Annotated in this window: 18 protein-coding genes and 2 other annotated features (1 of these 20 running past the window's edge); of the genes, 15 read left to right on the top strand and 3 right to left on the bottom strand. The window is 37.6% G+C overall.

Features of this window, described 5'->3' with window-relative positions; genetic code table 11:
* Window positions 1-29 (top strand) — a binding site (T-box leader) (it extends 209 nt beyond the left edge of the window).
* Between the two features lie 42 nt (window positions 30-71).
* Window positions 72-316 (top strand) — a binding site (T-box leader).
* 52 nt (window positions 317-368) lie between these two features.
* From trpE to DN393_RS04835, 10 genes are all read left to right on the top strand, one after another.
* A complete protein-coding gene (gene trpE, locus DN393_RS04880; protein WP_142315004.1) occupies window positions 369-1,787 on the top strand; it encodes an anthranilate synthase component I in 1,419 nt (472 codons plus the stop codon).
* Window positions 1,784-2,371 carry an aminodeoxychorismate/anthranilate synthase component II gene (locus DN393_RS04875; protein WP_064476786.1) on the top strand — a complete coding sequence of 196 codons (588 nt, stop codon included), beginning with the start codon at window positions 1,784-1,786 and terminating at the stop codon, window positions 2,369-2,371. Before trpE ends, DN393_RS04875 begins: the two co-directional genes overlap by 4 nt.
* Window positions 2,368-3,393, top strand: coding sequence for an anthranilate phosphoribosyltransferase (gene trpD, locus DN393_RS04870; RefSeq protein WP_064476785.1), 1,026 nt, complete (start codon window positions 2,368-2,370; stop codon window positions 3,391-3,393). The genes DN393_RS04875 and trpD overlap by 4 nt, the downstream gene beginning before the upstream one ends.
* Before the next feature lies 1 nt (window position 3,394).
* Window positions 3,395-4,156 (top strand): indole-3-glycerol phosphate synthase TrpC, encoded by a 762-nt coding sequence (gene trpC / locus DN393_RS04865; protein ID WP_064476784.1) that lies wholly within the window; start codon window positions 3,395-3,397, stop codon window positions 4,154-4,156.
* Complete coding sequence (locus DN393_RS04860) at window positions 4,153-4,767, top strand: phosphoribosylanthranilate isomerase (protein WP_064476783.1); 615 nt, start codon at window positions 4,153-4,155, stop codon at window positions 4,765-4,767. The genes trpC and DN393_RS04860 overlap by 4 nt, the downstream gene beginning before the upstream one ends.
* Window positions 4,764-5,957, top strand: coding sequence for a tryptophan synthase subunit beta (gene trpB / locus DN393_RS04855; RefSeq protein WP_064476782.1), 1,194 nt, complete (start codon window positions 4,764-4,766; stop codon window positions 5,955-5,957). Before DN393_RS04860 ends, trpB begins: the two co-directional genes overlap by 4 nt.
* A 3-nt stretch (window positions 5,958-5,960) precedes the next feature.
* Window positions 5,961-6,737 (top strand): tryptophan synthase subunit alpha, encoded by a 777-nt coding sequence (gene trpA, locus DN393_RS04850; RefSeq protein WP_048561487.1) that lies wholly within the window; start codon window positions 5,961-5,963, stop codon window positions 6,735-6,737.
* A gap of 74 nt (window positions 6,738-6,811) precedes the next feature.
* Window positions 6,812-7,171, top strand: a complete 360-nt coding sequence (locus DN393_RS04845; RefSeq protein WP_088048336.1) for a DUF4029 domain-containing protein — start codon at window positions 6,812-6,814, stop codon at window positions 7,169-7,171.
* A 109-nt stretch (window positions 7,172-7,280) separates the two neighbouring features.
* On the top strand, window positions 7,281-8,780 hold the full coding sequence (locus tag DN393_RS04840) for an L-lactate permease (protein ID WP_088048337.1): 1,500 nt from the start codon (window positions 7,281-7,283) through the stop codon (window positions 8,778-8,780).
* A gap of 90 nt (window positions 8,781-8,870) precedes the next feature.
* Window positions 8,871-9,554: a DUF2278 family protein gene (locus tag DN393_RS04835; protein ID WP_064476779.1), complete on the top strand. Its 684-nt coding sequence runs from the start codon at window positions 8,871-8,873 to the stop codon at window positions 9,552-9,554.
* Between the two features lie 14 nt (window positions 9,555-9,568).
* Here DN393_RS04835 and DN393_RS04830 read toward each other — a convergent pair whose 3' ends face one another.
* Window positions 9,569-10,402 (bottom strand): hypothetical protein, encoded by an 834-nt coding sequence (locus DN393_RS04830; protein WP_088048338.1) that lies wholly within the window; start codon window positions 10,400-10,402, stop codon window positions 9,569-9,571.
* 196 nt (window positions 10,403-10,598) lie between these two features.
* On the opposite strand from DN393_RS04830, the gene DN393_RS04825 reads away from it, so the two are divergent.
* Together DN393_RS04825 and DN393_RS04820 are read left to right on the top strand one after the other, a co-directional pair.
* A complete protein-coding gene (locus tag DN393_RS04825; RefSeq protein ID WP_064476777.1) occupies window positions 10,599-11,384 on the top strand; it encodes a zinc ribbon domain-containing protein in 786 nt (261 codons plus the stop codon).
* A gap of 19 nt (window positions 11,385-11,403) precedes the next feature.
* The gene (locus tag DN393_RS04820) at window positions 11,404-12,639 is read left to right on the top strand and encodes a TcaA 3rd/4th domain-containing protein (RefSeq protein ID WP_088048339.1); all 1,236 of its coding nucleotides are present in this window, start codon (window positions 11,404-11,406) and stop codon (window positions 12,637-12,639) included.
* 45 nt (window positions 12,640-12,684) lie between these two features.
* On the opposite strand, the gene DN393_RS04815 is transcribed toward DN393_RS04820, so the two are convergent.
* Window positions 12,685-13,116: a hypothetical protein gene (locus DN393_RS04815; RefSeq protein ID WP_064476775.1), complete on the bottom strand. Its 432-nt coding sequence runs from the start codon at window positions 13,114-13,116 to the stop codon at window positions 12,685-12,687.
* Window positions 13,117-13,315: 199 nt separating this feature from the next.
* Here DN393_RS04815 and DN393_RS04810 point away from each other — a divergent pair, with 199 nt between their 5' ends.
* The 3 genes from DN393_RS04810 (at window position 13,316) to DN393_RS04800 (ending at window position 15,944) form a co-directional block, all read left to right on the top strand.
* Entirely contained in the window at window positions 13,316-14,650 is a 1,335-nt protein-coding gene (locus DN393_RS04810) for an FAD-dependent oxidoreductase (protein ID WP_064476774.1), read from the top strand.
* Between the two features lie 99 nt (window positions 14,651-14,749).
* Window positions 14,750-15,238: a GNAT family N-acetyltransferase gene (locus DN393_RS04805; RefSeq protein ID WP_098101831.1), complete on the top strand. Its 489-nt coding sequence runs from the start codon at window positions 14,750-14,752 to the stop codon at window positions 15,236-15,238.
* 295 nt (window positions 15,239-15,533) lie between these two features.
* Window positions 15,534-15,944, top strand: a complete 411-nt coding sequence (locus DN393_RS04800) for a DUF3908 family protein (RefSeq protein WP_000996806.1) — start codon at window positions 15,534-15,536, stop codon at window positions 15,942-15,944.
* A 30-nt stretch (window positions 15,945-15,974) separates the two neighbouring features.
* Here the strand turns inward: DN393_RS04800 and DN393_RS04795 are convergent, their stop codons facing one another.
* Entirely contained in the window at window positions 15,975-17,516 is a 1,542-nt protein-coding gene (locus DN393_RS04795; RefSeq protein ID WP_088048342.1) for a SagB family peptide dehydrogenase, read from the bottom strand.
* Window positions 17,517-17,519 lie beyond the last annotated feature (3 nt).

Genomic DNA, 17,519 nt, shown 5'->3' with positions numbered 1-17,519 from the left:
GTGGCACCACGGGAGTACCCGTCCTTTCTATAGGATGAGTACTCCCTTTTTGTGTACAAAAAATTAAATAAATGAAATCGTTGAAGTAAGAAGAGTACGTATATTGGAGACGTTACAGAGAGCCGGGGATAGGTGGGAGCCCGGTGCGGTGCCATATACGGAATGGGCTTACGAGAGGTATGCTGAACAATTATTTTCAGTAGGCAACCCGGGTTCCGCCGTTACAAGGATAAGGTATATATTTTGTACCTGAATAAAGCGGGATGCTTTTGCGTCCAACATGAGGTGGTACCACGGTAAATTTATCGTCCTCTACATATTTTCGATATGTAGAGGACTTTTTTATTTTTCAGATTGAGGTGAAAGGCATGATGACAAAAGAGGAATTTATGAAGCAAAAAGAAAAGGGAAGAACATTTGTAGTAATCGCTGAAGAAGAAGGAGATAGCATTACGCCAATTTCTTTATATAGACGTATGAAGGGAAAGAAAAAGTTTTTATTAGAAAGCTCCCAGCTTCATCAAGATAAAGGACGCTATTCATATTTAGGATGTAACCCGTATGGTGAAGTGAAAAGCGTTGGTACGGAAGTGGAACGAACGATTTATGGCCAAACAGAAAAGCTGCAAGGTAACGTAATACAAGTGTTAGAAGAAGTAATCAAGTCAGCGCAAGTAGACAGTCCATTCCCATTTTGCGGAGGAGCAGTTGGTTATATTGGCTATGACGTCATTCGGCAGTATGAAAATATAGGCGTGGATTTACACGATCCATTGAATATTCCAGAAGTACACCTTTTACTGTACCGTGAGTTTATCGTGTATGACCACTTACGCCAAAAATTATCATTTGTATATGTATGCAGGGAAGACGATTCAGCTTCTTATGAAGAAGTATATGAAAGGTTGCAAGTATACAAAGAGGAAGTGTTACAGGGAGAAGCAGTGGAAGTAATTCAAATAAGGTCAACATTATCATTCACTTCTTCTATAACGGAAAAAGAGTTTTGTGAGATGGTAGAAACGGCGAAAGAACATATAAGAGCCGGGGACATATTCCAAGTCGTACTGTCACAGCGTTTGCAAAGTGAATGTATTGGTGATCCTTTCGCGCTATACCGAAAACTTCGCATTGCAAACCCGTCACCGTATATGTTTTATATCGATTTTCAAGATTATATTGTACTCGGTTCTTCGCCGGAAAGCTTGTTATCAGTTAGAGAAGATAAGGTGATGACGAATCCAATTGCGGGTACGAGGCCGAGAGGGAAAACAAAGCAGGAAGATGCGGAAATCGAAAAAGAACTGTTAGAAGATGAGAAAGAACGAGCGGAGCACATGATGCTTGTAGATCTTGGGCGAAATGATATTGGCAGAGTGAGCGAAATTGGATCCGTGACGATAGATAAATATATGAAAGTAGAAAAATACTCTCACGTTATGCACATTGTATCTGTAGTTTACGGAATATTGCGAAAACAAATGAGTGGATTTGATGCATTAGCGTATTGCCTACCAGCAGGAACAGTGTCAGGTGCTCCGAAAATTAGAGCGATGGAAATTATAAATGAGCTAGAGAATGAAAAAAGAAATGTATACGCCGGTGCAGTTGGGTATGTTAGTTTTTCTGGAAATCTTGATATGGCACTTGCCATTCGAACGATGGTCGTAAAGGATGAAAAAGCATACGTTCAGGCAGGAGCGGGAATTGTTTATGATTCAGACCCAGTAGCTGAATATGAAGAAACGTTAAATAAGGCGAGAGCGCTATTGGAGGTAATGAAATGATTGTACTAATTGATAATTATGATTCATTCACATATAACTTGTATCAGCTGTTAGGTGAATACGAAGAAGATATTGTAGTCGTAAGAAATAATCAAATAACGATAGAACAGCTAGAAGGGATGAATCCAACAGGAATTGTGCTTTCACCAGGACCAGGAAAACCAGAGGATGCTGGCATTTGTATCGAAGTGATTCGTCATTTTTATAAGAACGTTCCCATACTAGGTATTTGCCTCGGACATCAGGCGATTATATCAGCATTTGGAGGAGAAATTGTTAGAGCGGAGCGCATTAAACATGGAAAAACATCTCGTGTGAAACATAATGGAACGTCAATCTTTTCATACGTGACCCAGCCGCTAACAGCGATGCGCTACCATTCCCTTGTTGCAGCACAAACGAGTTTGCCAGAGTGTTTTGACATACTAGCGACAGCGATGGACGACGGAGAAATTATGGCAGTTCGTCACAATTATTATCCGCTATTCGGATTACAGTTTCATCCAGAATCAATCGCGACAGAAGAAGGCGGAAAGTTAATACGTGCCTTTTTAACAGAAGTGAAGGAGGAGGAAAGAGTATGAATAACTATCTTCGTAAATTAGTGGAGGGACAACATTTAACAGAAGAGGAAATGTATAGAGCAGGGCTTCTTTTATTAAATGAAAACATATTGGAAAGTGAAATTGCAGCCTTCTTAGTATTACTGAAAGCGAAAGGTGAAACAGCAGAAGAAATATACGGCCTTGTTCGAGCTCTTCGCGAAAAGGCATTACCGTTTTCGAACCATATACAAGGAGCAATGGACAATTGCGGAACGGGTGGTGACGGTGCACAAACGTTTAATATTAGTACAACATCGGCATTTGTACTGGCAGGAGCTGGCGTAAAGGTTGCAAAACATGGTAACCGTGCTGTATCTAGTAAAACAGGAAGTGCCGATTTATTAGAAGAACTCGGTGTAAATATTAGCAGTACGCCAAACGAAATTGATTATTTATTAGAGCATGTCGGCATTGCATTTTTATTCGCACCAGCTATGCATCCAGCATTAAGGCGCATTATGAAAATAAGAAAAGAATTAAATGTACCGACGATCTTTAATTTAATTGGCCCTTTAACAAATCCGGTGAATTTAGAAACACAATTTGTCGGCATTTATAAACGAGATATGTTACTACCAGTTGCGCAAGTATTACAGAAACTAGGAAGGAAGCAGGCGCTTGTTGTAAACGGAAGTGGATTTTTAGATGAAGCATCATTGCAAGGAGAAAATCATGTTGTCATTTTAAAAGATAATGAAATAGTAGAAACGAGTATTGAACCCGAGAAATACGGTTTCTCAATAGTGAACAATGAAGAGATTAGAGGCGGGAATTCGAAAGAAAATGCAAAGATTACGCTCGGCGTATTAAGAGGAGAAAAGAGTGTTTACCGCGATACAGTTTTATTCAATGCAGGTCTAGCCCTTTTCGCAAATGGAAAAGCAGAAACGATCGAAGAAGGAATTACACTAGCGGCACATAGCATTGACTCTGGAAAAGCATTAGCCAAACTAAACTTATTAATTGCAGCAAGCAATGAAAAATTAGAAAGGGTGAATTAAAGTGGGGACGATTTTAGACAAAATTGTAGACCAAAAGAAAAAGGAAGTTGCGGCATTATATGAAACGTATACACCATTAAAAGAAATTAGAAAGACACATTCACTTGTAGAAGCGTTACAGCAGTTTACTGTCATTGCAGAAGTAAAGCGAGCATCACCATCAAAAGGAGATATTAATTTACACGTTGATGTACGAAAACAAGTGAAAACATATGAAGAATGCGGCGCAGGAGCAGTTTCTGTTTTAACAGACGGTCAATTTTTTAAAGGATCGTTTCATGATTTACAAACGGCAAGAAGAGAAAGTAACATTCCGCTTTTATGTAAAGATTTCATAATCGATAAGATTCAAATTGATAGAGCGTATGAAGCTGGTGCAGATATTATTTTACTAATCGTAGCGGCGTTAACGAAAGAAAAATTAAAAGAGCTGTACAGCTACGTACTAGAAAAAGGATTAGAAGCGATTGTTGAAGTTCATGATGAACAGGAATTAGAAATTGCAATCCAATTAAATCCGCACGTTATCGGTATTAACAACCGTAATTTAAAAACATTCGAAGTTGATTTAAGCCAAACAGAAAAGCTTGGAAAACGATTAAACGAGGAGAAATTACTTTGGATTAGTGAAAGCGGGATCCATTCAAAGGAAGATATTATCCGTGTTAAAAAAGCGGGAGCAAAAGGTGTATTAGTTGGAGAAGCAATTATGACATCATCTTCTATAAGTACCTTTTTCGAAGACTGTAAGGTGAACATATGAAAGTGAAAATTTGCGGCATCACTGATGTTGAAACAGCAAAGCGTGCTTGTGAATACGGAGCAGATGCACTCGGATTTGTTTTTGCAGAAAGTAAGCGGAAAATCACTCCAGGGCTAGCGAAAGAAATCATTGAGGAGATTCCAGCAAACGTGTTAAAGGTCGGTGTTTTCGTAAATGAATCAGTAGAAGAAATACAGAAAATTGCAGATGAATGCGGGTTAACGCATGTGCAACTACATGGGGATGAAGATAATCACCAAATCAGAAGATTGAATATTCCGTCTATAAAAGCTCTCGGAGTGACTTCGGAGGACGATATGAAAGATGCTCAAACATATGAAACGGATTATATATTGTTTGATAGCCCGAAAGAAAAGTTTCACGGAGGAAATGGAAAGAAATTTTCATGGGAACTACTTGTGCATATGCCAAAAGAGTTGCGAGAGAAAACGATATTAGCTGGTGGATTAAATGCACTTAATATAGAAGAAGCGATTCGAACTATTCAGCCATACATGGTCGATGTAAGTAGCGGAGTAGAGACAGAAGGAAAGAAAGATCTAAAGAAAATAAAACAATTTATTATAAAAGCGAAGGAGTGTTCCAAATGAACTACGCATATCCAGATGAAAAAGGTCACTACGGTATATATGGAGGACGATACGTTCCAGAAACGTTAATGCAATCTGTATTAGAACTAGAAGAAGCGTATAAAGAAGCGATGCAAGATGAAGCGTTTCAAAAGGAATTAAATCATTATTTAAAAACGTACGTTGGAAGAGAAACACCGCTTTATTTCGCTGAAAATATGACGAAGTATTGCGGCGGTGCAAAGATTTATTTAAAACGTGAAGATTTGAACCATACAGGAGCTCATAAAATTAACAATACAATCGGTCAGGCACTACTTGCAGTACGAATGGGCAAGAAAAAAGTTGTCGCTGAAACAGGAGCAGGACAACACGGAGTTGCAACAGCTACTGTATGTGCCCTACTCGGATTAGAATGCGTCATCTTTATGGGAGAAGAAGATGTGAGACGTCAAAAATTAAATGTGTTCCGAATGGAATTACTCGGAGCGAAAGTAGAAAGCGTAGCGGCAGGTAGCGGTACATTAAAAGATGCGGTAAACGAGGCGCTTCGCTACTGGGTTTCACATGTACACGATACACACTACATTATGGGATCCGTTCTTGGACCACATCCATTCCCGCAAATTGTTCGTGATTTCCAAAGTGTAATTGGGAAAGAAACGAAAAAACAATATGAAGCGTTAGAAGGGAAATTACCAGAGGCAGTCGTTGCATGTATTGGTGGTGGTAGTAATGCGATGGGCATGTTTTATCCGTTCTTACACGATGAAGAAGTCGCTCTTTACGGCGTAGAAGCAGCTGGGAAAGGTGTTCATACAGAAAAGCACGCAGCTACTTTAACGAAAGGAAGCGTTGGTGTTTTACACGGATCAATGATGTACCTTCTGCAAAATGAAGAAGGACAAATTCAAGAAGCGCATTCTATTTCAGCGGGACTCGATTATCCAGGTGTTGGGCCAGAACATAGCTTGCTAAAAGATATTGGACGCGTTTCGTATCATTCAATAACAGACGAAGAAGCGTTAGAAGCATTTCAATTATTAACGAAAAAAGAAGGGATTATTCCGGCGTTAGAAAGCTCACATGCTGTCGCATACGCATTAAAATTAGCGCCGCAAATGAAGAAAGACAAAGGACTTGTCATTTGTTTATCTGGTCGCGGGGATAAAGATGTAGAGAGTATAAAACGTTATATGGAAGAGGTGTAAAAAATGGGAGTAGAAAAAATTAAAGCAGCGTTTGAAAATGGTAAGAAAGCATTTATTCCGTACGTAATGGGCGGAGATGGTGGCCTTGAAAAATTAAAAGAAAGAATTTGTTTTCTAGATGAAGCAGGAGCGAGCATCGTTGAAATTGGCATCCCGTTTTCAGATCCAGTCGCAGACGGTCCAACGATTCAAAGAGCAGGGAAACGAGCACTAGATAGCGGTGTAACAGTAAAAGGTATTTTTCAAGCATTGATAGAGGTAAGGAAAGAAGTGCAAATTCCGTTTGTACTCATGACATATTTAAATCCAGTACTCGCATTCGGAAAAGAACGATTCATCGAAAACTGTATAGAAGCAGGTGTAGACGGCATCATCGTTCCAGACTTACCGTATGAAGAGCAAAATATTATTGCTCCGTTACTTCGAGAGGCAAACATTGCGCTAATTCCACTCGTTACCGTAACGAGCCCAATTGAGCGAATCGAAAAAATTACGAGTGAATCAGAAGGATTCGTCTATGCCGTTACAGTAGCAGGCGTAACAGGAGTACGTCAAAACTTTAAAGGTGAGATTCATAGTTACTTAGAAAAAGTAAAATCACATACGCATTTACCGGTAGTGGCAGGGTTCGGTATTTCAACGAAGGAACATGTAGAAGAAATGATTACAATATGTGATGGAGTAGTCGTTGGAAGTAAAGTCATTGAGCTGTTAGAAAATGAAAAGCGAGAAGAAATATGTGAATTAATACAGGCAACAAAACAAAAAGAAGAGGCATAAGTCTCTTCTTTTTGTTTTACGTAATAAATGTTAAAATATACAGAAAATACATATAACTTAGAGGGTGAGAAAGCATGCTAAGACGAAAACTACTATATCTTCTTTTAACTGTACCACTATACGCTTGGCTCATTAGCATGACGAAAATAGAATTGATGGCTCTATTTATAGGATATGTATTTATCTTTTCCAACTTAAATCGCATTCAAGAGCAATCTATTTTAGAAATATGTATATTTTCGATTAGTATAGAACTATTTAGTATCGTTTCGATTGTATTATTAAACGAATTATTTCGATGGATCCATTCATTTGAATTAATGAAATTTGGAAATGTTGTATTGCAAGTAATATGTGCTTATATTGTGTTTGTTTTGTTAGATAAAATAGTCGGACAGCAGAGCGTTTTTCAGGATAAAAGAAAATGGGAGTGAAAGGAGCCATTTGGCTCCTTTTTTGAACCTGTTGTAAAAACAATTGAAAATTATGACATCTGTTATATAATAGTTAAAAATTGTATTTTTAATGAAAAGAGATGATAACATGGCCATATTGTTGGCACTTATCCCAATTATGATGATTTTCATTTGTTTATTTTTATTTAAACAAACGTCATTAAGATCCTCTTTAATTGCTTACGTTGTGTCTGTTGGAATCGTTTTACTCTCGCCAACGTTTCAACTAGGGATAAGTGAAACTGTGCACGCAACGATTAAAGGTTGGTTAATTTGTTTTATTGTTGGGTACGTTTTGTTTTTCGGTATTTTTTTATTTCACCTCATGAACAAAATGGGGTACATCGATCAAGTAGCGCGTTTTTTAGAAGAAGTGACGCACGATCGTTTATTACAAATGCTCCTTATGTGTTTTGGTATTTGTCCGCTAATCGAATCAGTAAGTGGGTTCGGAATTGGCTTCATGGTTGCAGCACCTATCTTTCTATCATTGGGCTATAAACCGTTTCAGGCTGTACTGCTTTCATTTATCGGCTTACTAGCTAGTTCGTGGGGCGCAATGGCAACTGGTACGATTATCGGTTCGCAGCTAATAAATATGCCGCTTACAACACTTGGTGCAAATACGGCACTACTAAGTATTCCGATGTTTGCTTATTTCGTCATTCTTTCTTTACACGTTGTTGGTGGCTGGCGGGCCGTAATTGAAAAGTGGAAAGAAGGATTCGGTTTCTTTCTATTATTTTCTCTCGGAATCTATCTTTCTAACGCATACGTAAGTGTTGAACTAGCAGGTATATTAAGTTCTATCGTTACAATTACATTTGGCTTTCTTATCATTAAATTAAAAGGAAAAAGTGAGCAAAATTTAATAACAGAACATGCTGCAGCAACGGAGAGAGAAGTATCTATTATAAAAATTATTAGCCCTTATATATTCTTAACTGTTTGTATTTTGCTTTCTCGCCTCGTACCAGCATTACATGATGTATTCAGATCATATGCCGTTCTTGATTTGAAATCATACTCTTACAAGCTAGAGCTACTATATTCACCAGGATTTTGGCTCGGTATGACATGCTTATTTACTATTATCTTCTTCCGTATTCCATCTCATATTATTAAACAATCACTCTCGCAAACGATAAAACAATGGATTCCTTTTGCGATTACAACGACGATGTTTATCGCCATTTCAGAACTAATGGGTGCATCTGGCATGCATTCATTACTGGCAAAAACAGCTGGTGAAACATTTGGAACGTTTTTCGTTTTCGTTGCCCCGTTTATCGGCGGAATCGGTGGCTTTTTAACAGGTAGTAACGCCGGATCAAATGCGATGTTTATAAAACTACAAATGCAAACTGCGCAAAACGTAGCGCTTCCGTGGCAATACGTCACAACACTGCAAAACACCGCATCGTCAGTAGCGACAATCGCTTGCCCGTCACGGATTACACTAGGGGCGTATTTATGTAACATTCCTTATCGTGAAAATGAATTGTTAAAGAAGACGACGTTAATGATCTTTGGTGCAATTTTGCTAGTAGTGGTAGAGGTTATTGTTTGGTATATGTTGAGAAATTAAAAATCCTCCTAACATAGGAGGATTTTCTTTATGATTGGATAATGTTTTAAATATGAAAAGCTTCTACTAAATGAATAGGAGATGAAATGTATGCCCCTAAAAAACTACGGCGTGTTAAAAGGTACAGTTATACAATCAAAGATTGGAAAAGGGAAAACACCTCATTATCAAGTTCATTTACAAGGTGAAGCAGAAGTAGATTATCGTATTGCAATTAACGTCAAATCGCAAAGTTATCCGTCAGAAGTTTTATATTTTGCGAGCGACAATATTCGGTCAGAAGCAATTAATATTTTACCGACATTACCATTCGGTTTTACAGAAATAAAAAACAATGAACCGAAAGTAGCTTTAGACTACGTAAGAGGTAATGTATTTGAATCGAAACAAATGATTCCTTTACCTGCTGAAAAAGCAGGTGTTGATAATGATTTAAATGAAAAAATAGAACGTTATATAAAACGAGCGATAGAAGAAAAAGCGATTATTTACGCATTTGGTGAAAGATGGGGGCCAGAAGAAAATACACCGGATTCTTACTTCCATTTCGAACCAGGAAACGGTATACACGATATTCATATGAACCAAGGGAATGTAGAGAAATGGAAAGGTGATAATGGTATATGGCAAGACGGAGGTATACTCATTCACTTCGAAAAGGAAGAATCATGGATCGGTATTTTTCTTGCCTTCCAGTCGCAGTCATGGTGTACAGATGAAGATGGGCACGCTCGTGTTCCGGTTGAGCATTGTGATTATAAGAACAATAAGTGATGAGAGGAGGGCGTTCAAAAAGAACGCCCTCCTCTTATTTTATAAAACCCAAAACTAACAAGTGTAGAAAGACAAGAGAACAGTAGTGCCACACTAGAAAATGCGATGAGGTACATATTATACTTTATCACTTTGCCGATTAGCTGGTTACTGTCGTACTGAAATAGTCCTGCGATTATGTTGAATAAAAATAATACGATAAACATGACGATGACACCGTCTATTGATCCTTTAATATCTGGTTTACTTAAAGCGATATGTGCAGAAATACAAATGGCGATAAATAAAAATAGCCAAAAGGAAGGATTCAATAAATTACTTATTGTAAATAAGCTTTTCAATAATACGAACGTCGACAAGAGCATGTTTTGAACCATTTCTATATTAATAGAAGTAGAAGCGATTGTTTTTTCGAGAGTGGTACTAAATAAGAAATATGAATTTGGTACGAAATAGCGCATTAAAAGGATTAGTGCAGTAATACCAGAAATAATAGGACCGATTCCAATGAAGAAGTTCCCAATTCGTTGATATACACTTTTTTGATTGTATTGATGCTGTACGTAGCCTAAAGCACCTTGACTTGTATCTGTTGGGAAAAACTGCGTTGCTACAATTTTATGACGAAATAGTACACACATAATGGCATGTCCAAGTTCATGAATAGGAACACCGATCCACGCCGTTAAAAGGAATCCTTTTCTTCCGAAAGCTCTCGACCAATACATGCGTGTGAGAGATTCTAAATAGCCTAATAGAAATCCAATTACAATGATAACGCCAATTAAAGAAAATAATTGGATTACGCTTGTAAGGAGTATTTGAAAAATTGAGTTTACCAATTCCATTGCCAGTCATCCAATCTGTTAAAAATGTTATTTGTTCTGTTTCATAATAGCATTATTTTTCAAGATTGCTAGCACATATATTTCTTTTGAAAGAAGGATTTCATAATCTTTTTCTTGTAGTCATGTTTTATGTACAAAGTCATATATTGAACTTGTAACACCCTATATGGTATCTGCTTAAGGAGGGAATGAGAGAATGAAATGTCCAGCGTGTCAGACGGAAAATGCAGCAGAGGCAAAATTTTGCGGAAAGTGTGGACATTCGTTGACGGAGGAAGCAGTAGCGAGTGGTGCACAAGAAGAAGGTGAGCAACAAGCACGCGTAGCACCAAAAAAGGAAACTCGACAAAATGAAACAGTAGAGCAAGCGAAGCGGTTTGCAAGTGGCTATTTTCAGTTCTTTAAACATGCTTTCAAAGCACCGACAGCGATTATGAAAAGCGGCAAGGTTGAAGTACGAAATGGAATTGTAAGTCTTGTTCTTATTTGTTTTTTAGGGGCATGTATTTTTTATAGAATGATGAGTGCTGGGGCAGCAGTTACGAGAACGTTAGTGCCAGATGTTTCTACTCTTACATTTTTTGGAGAAGCTGTAACGGTCTTTTTCTTTTTATTGATTTTAACTTTGTTTGTCGGATTTATTATTTTTGTAAGTGGTAAGATGATGAAATCTTCTTTTTCATTTCTTGAAGTATTTGGCGTATGGGGAACGATAGCAACGCCGGCTATCGCTATATTAGTTCTTACTTTTCTTTTTAGTTTTCTATTAATCTTTTTCTTACCAATATTATTATCTGTAGCTACAACTTATATAGGGATTAGTGTAACTGTTGCCATATTAAAATTAGACAACGGCGGATTAGATCTTGTTTACACACTTATTATCGCAAATGTTTTAATTGGAATCGCAACATTCATTGTACTTTGGTCTTACATTAGCACGATAATTCAAACCATTACTCAGGGATTAACTGGCCTCTAAAGAAAAGGTGGTTGAATGGATGAATGTATGTACAAATTGTGGGACTCATTTTGAAGACGGTGTGCAATTTTGTCAAAACTGCGGTCAGAAGAGGGAAAGTCTTGTAGTAAAGAAGACAATGAGCAGCGGTACAAAATTTGGCATTACACTCTTAACATTACTTGCTGTAGTGATTGTGGGACTGTATTTGTACGGATCATCGTATTATAAGCAGGCGGCACAAGTAGATCGAATGATTACTATTGTACAAGAGAGGGACGGGGAGAAGTTAGCTGAAATCGTCACGGCAGATGATCCATCAGTTATTGCAACGAGAGAGAGTCTAATGCCGCTATTTTCGTATATAAAAGAAAATCCATCTTACTTGAATGAATTGAAAGAACAGTTGAGGATAGGTGAAAAACAAGGGAATGGAATTGAAAGAGCAGACTTTTCGTTAACGAAAGACGGAAAGTATTTCTTTATCTTTGATCGGTATAAATTGAAAGCGAAGACGTATTATACGACGGTGCTTACAAATGAAAAAGGTACATCTTTAAAAATGAACGGAAAAGAAATTGATAAGTCTGATGACAAAAAGTTTGAGAAGCAATATGGACCGTTTCTTCCAGGGGCTCAAGTGTTTCAAGCAGAATATAAAAATGACTATGTAAAACTATCACGTGAAGAAAAGGTTGTACTTATAAAACAAGGTCAAAATAATGTAACGATAGATTTAACGTTGCAAGGGCAATATATTACTGTCCAAACGAATGCACCTGGTGCAACATTGTATGTGAATCAAAAGCCAGTTACAGCTCTGGCTGGAGAAGAAATTAAGTGGGGACCGGTAGCAACTGATGGAAGTACGACGATTTATTTAGAACGAAATGGAGAAAATGGAAGGGAGACGACGAAGGTAGAAACGGTAACGGCACTTCCGTCTTATAATCTTCCATTCCACAAGAAGAGTACAGAAAAAACAGTTGTTTATAATGTTACTCCTCCCTCCGCGACTCGGTATGTATATAATGGTTTCATCTTACCGGATAGTGATATTCGAAAACTAACGAGTGCAGACTTAACATATTTATCGAAAGAACAATTGAAAATAGCGAGAAATGAAATATACGCAAGACATGGACACATGTTTCAAACGAAAGATATGCAAGCGTATTTCTCAAAACAGTCTTGGTATAGAGAAAATCCGTATTTTACAGGAAAGCTAACAGATATTGAATCTTATAATGTTGAACTCATCAAATCAAGAGAATAGAACACGTGAAAAAAGGTACAGTGCATAACTGTACCTTTTTTATGGTTATTTATCTGAACCAGGATCCCTTGAGAAAAAGATGTGAAAGAGAAATGTGACTTTGCTTGATCCTCCTGATGTACTAGCTTGTATATGGGATAAAGGACCAGACGTTAGAGCTGCCTCGGAATGGGGTGGCACGACTATTTTGAGCGCATGATCTGATTCTGGTGAGGCAGTAACGGTTATTGTATCATCAGAAAAGTTCATAATTTTAACAGAACCGACTGGAAAGATGGACTTGCCAGCATGTGATGCTGAAGCGAATTGGGTAGCTTTCCAAATATCTTGCGCAAACGTATCATCGTTAGATAACCAAGCACGGGCACTATATATTGTTGCATTAATGGAAAATTCTTGGTCAAGTGAGAGAGCGGGTTTCGGTTCTTTTGGTTCTTGTGGTTCCTCTGGAAGCTGGGCGAGAAGGCCGGCGCACATGTATGTTTCACCTACTTTCAATAGTAACTGTTATAGCATATTAAACATGTTGTTTTTAAGACACGACGATTACCTATTAAGGCATAGGTTCGTGCACCAAATTTGAAGATGGAATTCTCTTTCTTTACAATGGGAGTAGGTGTTATTTCTATAAAATATGGAAAACGTAAAGAGTATGTAAAAAATAAGGAGTGGTAAAGTGAACTATGTCATTATTGGTGGAGATGCAGCTGGTATGAGTGCAGCTATGCAAATTGTTAGAAACGATGAAAATGCAAATGTTGTAACATTAGAAAAAGGTGAAATTTATTCGTACGCGCAGTGTGGATTACCGTATGTCATTAGTGGTGCTATCGCTTCAACAGAAAAATTAATCGCGCGCAATGTAAAGGCGTTTCGTGATAAATACGGAATTGATGCGAAAGTGCGTCATGAAGTAACGAAAGTCGATACGGAAAAGAAAATGGTGTACGCAGAGCATACAGAGACGAAAGATATTTTTCAATTTCCATATGACCGTTTACTAGTTGCAACTGGAGTACGCCCTGTTATGCCGGAATGGGAAGGACGAGATTTACAAGGCGTTCATCTTTTAAAAACAATTCCGGATGCTGAGCGCATATTAAAAACGTTAGAGACGAATAAAGTTGAAGATGTAACGATTATTGGCGGCGGTGCAATTGGACTTGAGATGGCAGAAACATTCGTCGAACTTGGTAAGAAAGTAAGAATGATTGAGAGAAATGATCATATCGGTACAATTTATGATGCAGATATGGCGGAGTATATACATAAAGAAGCAGATAAACATCATATTGAAATTTTAACAAATGAAAATGTAAAAGCGTTTAAAGGAAACGAAAGAGTGGAACAAATTGAAACGGATAAAGGTACGTATAAAGCGGATCTTGTTTTAGTATCTGTTGGAGTGAAGCCGAATACTGATTTTCTTGAAGGAACAAATATACGTACAAATCATAAAGGGGCAATCGAAGTAAATACATATATGCAAACGAATGTGCAGGACGTATATGCAGCTGGTGATTGCGCAACACATTACCACGTTATAAAGGAAATTCATGATCATATCCCGCTCGGAACGACTGCAAATAAACAAGGGCGACTTGCTGGACTGAATATGCTTGATAAGCGAAGAGCATTTAAGGGTACGTTAGGTACAGGTATTATTAAATTTATGGATTTGACGCTCGCAAGAACAGGCTTAAATGAAAAAGAAGCAAAAGGGCTACATATCCCATATAAAACAGTCAAAGTAGATTCAACAAATATGGCGGGCTATTATCCAAATGCGAAACCACTTTATTTGAAATTACTATATCGTTCTGACACGAAACAATTATTAGGCGGACAAGTAATTGGAGAAGAAGGTGTAGATAAACGGATTGATGTGATTGCAATGGCGCTTTTCAATAAAATGAGCATTCACGATTTAGAAGATGTCGACTTAAGTTACGCACCACCATATAACAGCGTTTGGGATCCAATTCAGCAAGCGGCAAGACGAGCGGAATAGCACTTTTTAAGTGCTATTTTTTTGCAAAGGTAGGTAAACTTTTTTAGCGAATAATAAAGAGGGAGAAACAGTTACATATAGGGAAGGGGATTATTAAAAATGTTTGTAGCACTTCAAACCGTTCAAGAATCTGAAAAAGAAATATTACGTAATCTGTACGCACTATATCTTCATGATCTCTCTACATTCACTCCTAATATAAAGATTGGGGCAAATGGATTTTTTGAATACGAAGATTTGCACATGTTTTGGGAAAATGACGGAATCACTCCGTATTTTATTAAAAGTGATAATGAGATTGTAGGATTTTTATTACTACTGGAACGTCCTTTTTTGAAGAAGGAAAACGACTTTGGTATAAATGACATTTTCATATTGAATCAGTACAAGGGGAAAGGAATCGGTAAACAAGTTATTGCGAATGTACTAAAAGAGAAACGAGGGCAGTATTTCGTTATCGAACTTCTAAAAAATGTACCAGCAGTGTCGTTTTGGAAGAAAGTATATAAAGAACTGAACATTGAATTTGATGAGAGAGAGCAGTTAATTGATGATGAAGAATGCCTCGTTCACACGTTTAAAATTTAATGAAATTGGTGTTCCTTTTATATTACTTTGAAATTTAACTTTATCCCGCTATTTGCGGACAGTAAGACCCCCACCTCAAAATCCAGCGAAAGCAAAGAAGTTAGGTGGGCGATCAACTGCCCGTAAAAGCCCGATTGGTTCAACTAATAATCAGTGGGGATGAAGACCCCTATTGATTAAAGTTTCACTTTATTTTGAATATACCGTTCACCCTTGAAAACATAGTACTTATCGCTTATATTTTCATATAGTATTTATTTTTTAATAAAGCATTGAACGAACCAGGGGGCGCAGTATGGCAATTAATATGAAAACAATCGAAGAATGGATTGTTGAATCAAATACAAGACATGAAGAAGACTTTGGACATGTTGTGGAAGAAATGAAAGAAGTATGTGTCGGACTTGATAACGCGACATTAATTTATACGAAAAATGTATTTTGTTTCGGTAAAAAAGTAGAAGTATTTTTCTTCTTCCAAGACCATGTCGTGATCGGACAAGAAAAAGACGAATATATTGAGATTGAAAAATTAAAGTATGATGCCATTACAAATAGTAATTTAAAAACAAATGACAAAAATACAACGTTAGAATTAAAGTTTGCTAACGGACAATCTATTAATTTAGATAGTTTAAATGATAACTACGGTACGAAAAATTGGTTATTTGCTAGACAAATTAAGAGTATTTTTAAATTAATCTAGTAAAAAAGCACGCCGTCCACCGGCGTGCTTCTAATTACGCAAATCCCCTTTTAACCAATTCCGCGCTCGATACGCCCCAACAGGAATTTGAATAAGAGACGTTTCATTTCCAGTATCTATCCCGTATAACTGATCACATGAATTTGTATCAAAACTTAGTAATGGATGACCGCCCATCCCCATCGCGGTTGCGGCGAAAACGAGTTTATGGACGAGTATGCCAGCTTCCATTTGGTGAATACGGTACCCTCTATAGCCTAATGCACGTGTATAGTAATCTTTCTTTCCGACTACATGTAGGCAAAGCGGTACTTGAAAAAGATTCACGTTATCCATCGTCATACTAGATTGAAGGGGATAACGAAGGTCTCCATATCGAAGTGGTTGTATGGAATGCGTTTTACTGTTATAAGCGTAAGCACCGTTTTCTATATTTTTTACGTTATAAAAACATCCATATAAGGAGACGCGCGCATTTTCATTTACATACTGACCATCAAGGTCGTTGTAATAAGGGAAGGAGAGGCTCGCTTCTTGTAGTAAAGTAGCGAGCTCGGCTGCATCCCATTTCGTGAAAGTAAAGTCAGCATCAGGGGAATACCGTTCTTTACAAAGTTGTAAGAAATCATACGATAACCGTTCTACTTGCGGCAACTGTACAGCGTGCGCATGATGTTGATAGTGCTCTTCATGATGTAGTGTGTGGAAGTGTGCTGTCGATTCGATCATAGAAGCTTCATTTATTTTGGTTATCATAGGATGTTTATCTACTTGCTTTGATCGAACGAAATGTTCGTGGGCTAACGGCGGAATTTGTTGCAACAACTCATGAGAAGTAACTGTTTTATTTTCATGGTAATCATTGTGAAACCAACCAGTTTGCGGTTCTGTACTTAAAGGAACAACAGCATACACGCTTTCTTCGCCTTCTGGCAGTCCGAGTAAATGATTGATTGCGCGGTCTAAAAACTGAAAATATACGCCATTTGTGTAGCCAAATTGTTTGGCACATGCAAGTAATTGTCCGATGAGAACACCGCTATCTAAGCCTTGAAGCCGGTACGAAAAATTATTGTATTTAAAGAAGTTTTTCCAAAACATAGTGGATACGAATGCAGCGCCAAAACAAGACTGTATGTTACAACGGTTGCCAAGTGCTTCCGAAAGATAAGAATCGAAATTTCCTTCACGAAGTAAAACAAGCCGGTGATGCGCGGCATCGTAATGGTAAATGCCGTCTGGATAATCGTCAATCTTTAAATATATATACAATTCATTCGGATATAAAGCACCACCTGAAGGGATAGATCTTCGGAATAAAATTTTTTCGCTATTTAGCTGACATAACTGAGTTAAACCGAATGAGTACCCAAGGTAATGACCAATCTTCTTTAAAGTAGGTGTAGTAGAAGAGTTAGGTAAAGATAATGAAATTTCTAAAGAGAGAGGGATGACAGGTACATTTCGATATAATTTATAAGGAAGTGGTGCATCTGCCCAGTCCACTTCATGATTCGGCATAATTTCATCGATAGAAAAATGGAGATGATGTAAAAAAGTATCCAGCTGCATAGA

The sequence above is a fragment of the Bacillus sp. BPN334 genome (assembly GCF_008368885.1).
GTDB classification, from domain to species: Bacteria; Bacillota; Bacilli; order Bacillales; family Bacillaceae_G; genus Bacillus_A; species Bacillus_A wiedmannii.
This window is presented reverse-complemented; position numbering and strand designations above follow the sequence as displayed.

Bases quoted from the DNA above. Each gene is read 5' to 3' on its own strand.
- DN393_RS04835 (WP_064476779.1), top strand. From the start codon at position 8,871: ATGCCCCTAAAAAACTACGGCGTGTTAAAAGGTACAGTTATACAATCA.
- DN393_RS04845 (WP_088048336.1), top strand. From the start codon at position 6,812: ATGCTAAGACGAAAACTACTATATCTTCTTTTAACTGTACCACTATAC.
- trpA (WP_048561487.1), top strand. From the start codon at position 5,961: ATGGGAGTAGAAAAAATTAAAGCAGCGTTTGAAAATGGTAAGAAAGCA.
- DN393_RS04830 (WP_088048338.1), bottom strand. From the start codon at position 10,402: ATGGAATTGGTAAACTCAATTTTTCAAATACTCCTTACAAGCGTAATC.
- DN393_RS04840 (WP_088048337.1), top strand. From the start codon at position 7,281: ATGGCCATATTGTTGGCACTTATCCCAATTATGATGATTTTCATTTGT.
- DN393_RS04820 (WP_088048339.1), top strand. From the start codon at position 11,404: ATGAATGTATGTACAAATTGTGGGACTCATTTTGAAGACGGTGTGCAA.
- DN393_RS04825 (WP_064476777.1), top strand. From the start codon at position 10,599: ATGAAATGTCCAGCGTGTCAGACGGAAAATGCAGCAGAGGCAAAATTT.
- DN393_RS04860 (WP_064476783.1), top strand. From the start codon at position 4,153: ATGAAAGTGAAAATTTGCGGCATCACTGATGTTGAAACAGCAAAGCGT.
- DN393_RS04815 (WP_064476775.1), bottom strand. From the start codon at position 13,116: ATGTGCGCCGGCCTTCTCGCCCAGCTTCCAGAGGAACCACAAGAACCA.
- DN393_RS04795 (WP_088048342.1), bottom strand. From the start codon at position 17,516: ATGCAGCTGGATACTTTTTTACATCATCTCCATTTTTCTATCGATGAA.
- DN393_RS04805 (WP_098101831.1), top strand. From the start codon at position 14,750: ATGTTTGTAGCACTTCAAACCGTTCAAGAATCTGAAAAAGAAATATTA.
- DN393_RS04875 (WP_064476786.1), top strand. From the start codon at position 1,784: ATGATTGTACTAATTGATAATTATGATTCATTCACATATAACTTGTAT.
- trpD (WP_064476785.1), top strand. From the start codon at position 2,368: ATGAATAACTATCTTCGTAAATTAGTGGAGGGACAACATTTAACAGAA.
- DN393_RS04800 (WP_000996806.1), top strand. From the start codon at position 15,534: ATGGCAATTAATATGAAAACAATCGAAGAATGGATTGTTGAATCAAAT.
- trpB (WP_064476782.1), top strand. From the start codon at position 4,764: ATGAACTACGCATATCCAGATGAAAAAGGTCACTACGGTATATATGGA.
- trpE (WP_142315004.1), top strand. From the start codon at position 369: ATGATGACAAAAGAGGAATTTATGAAGCAAAAAGAAAAGGGAAGAACA.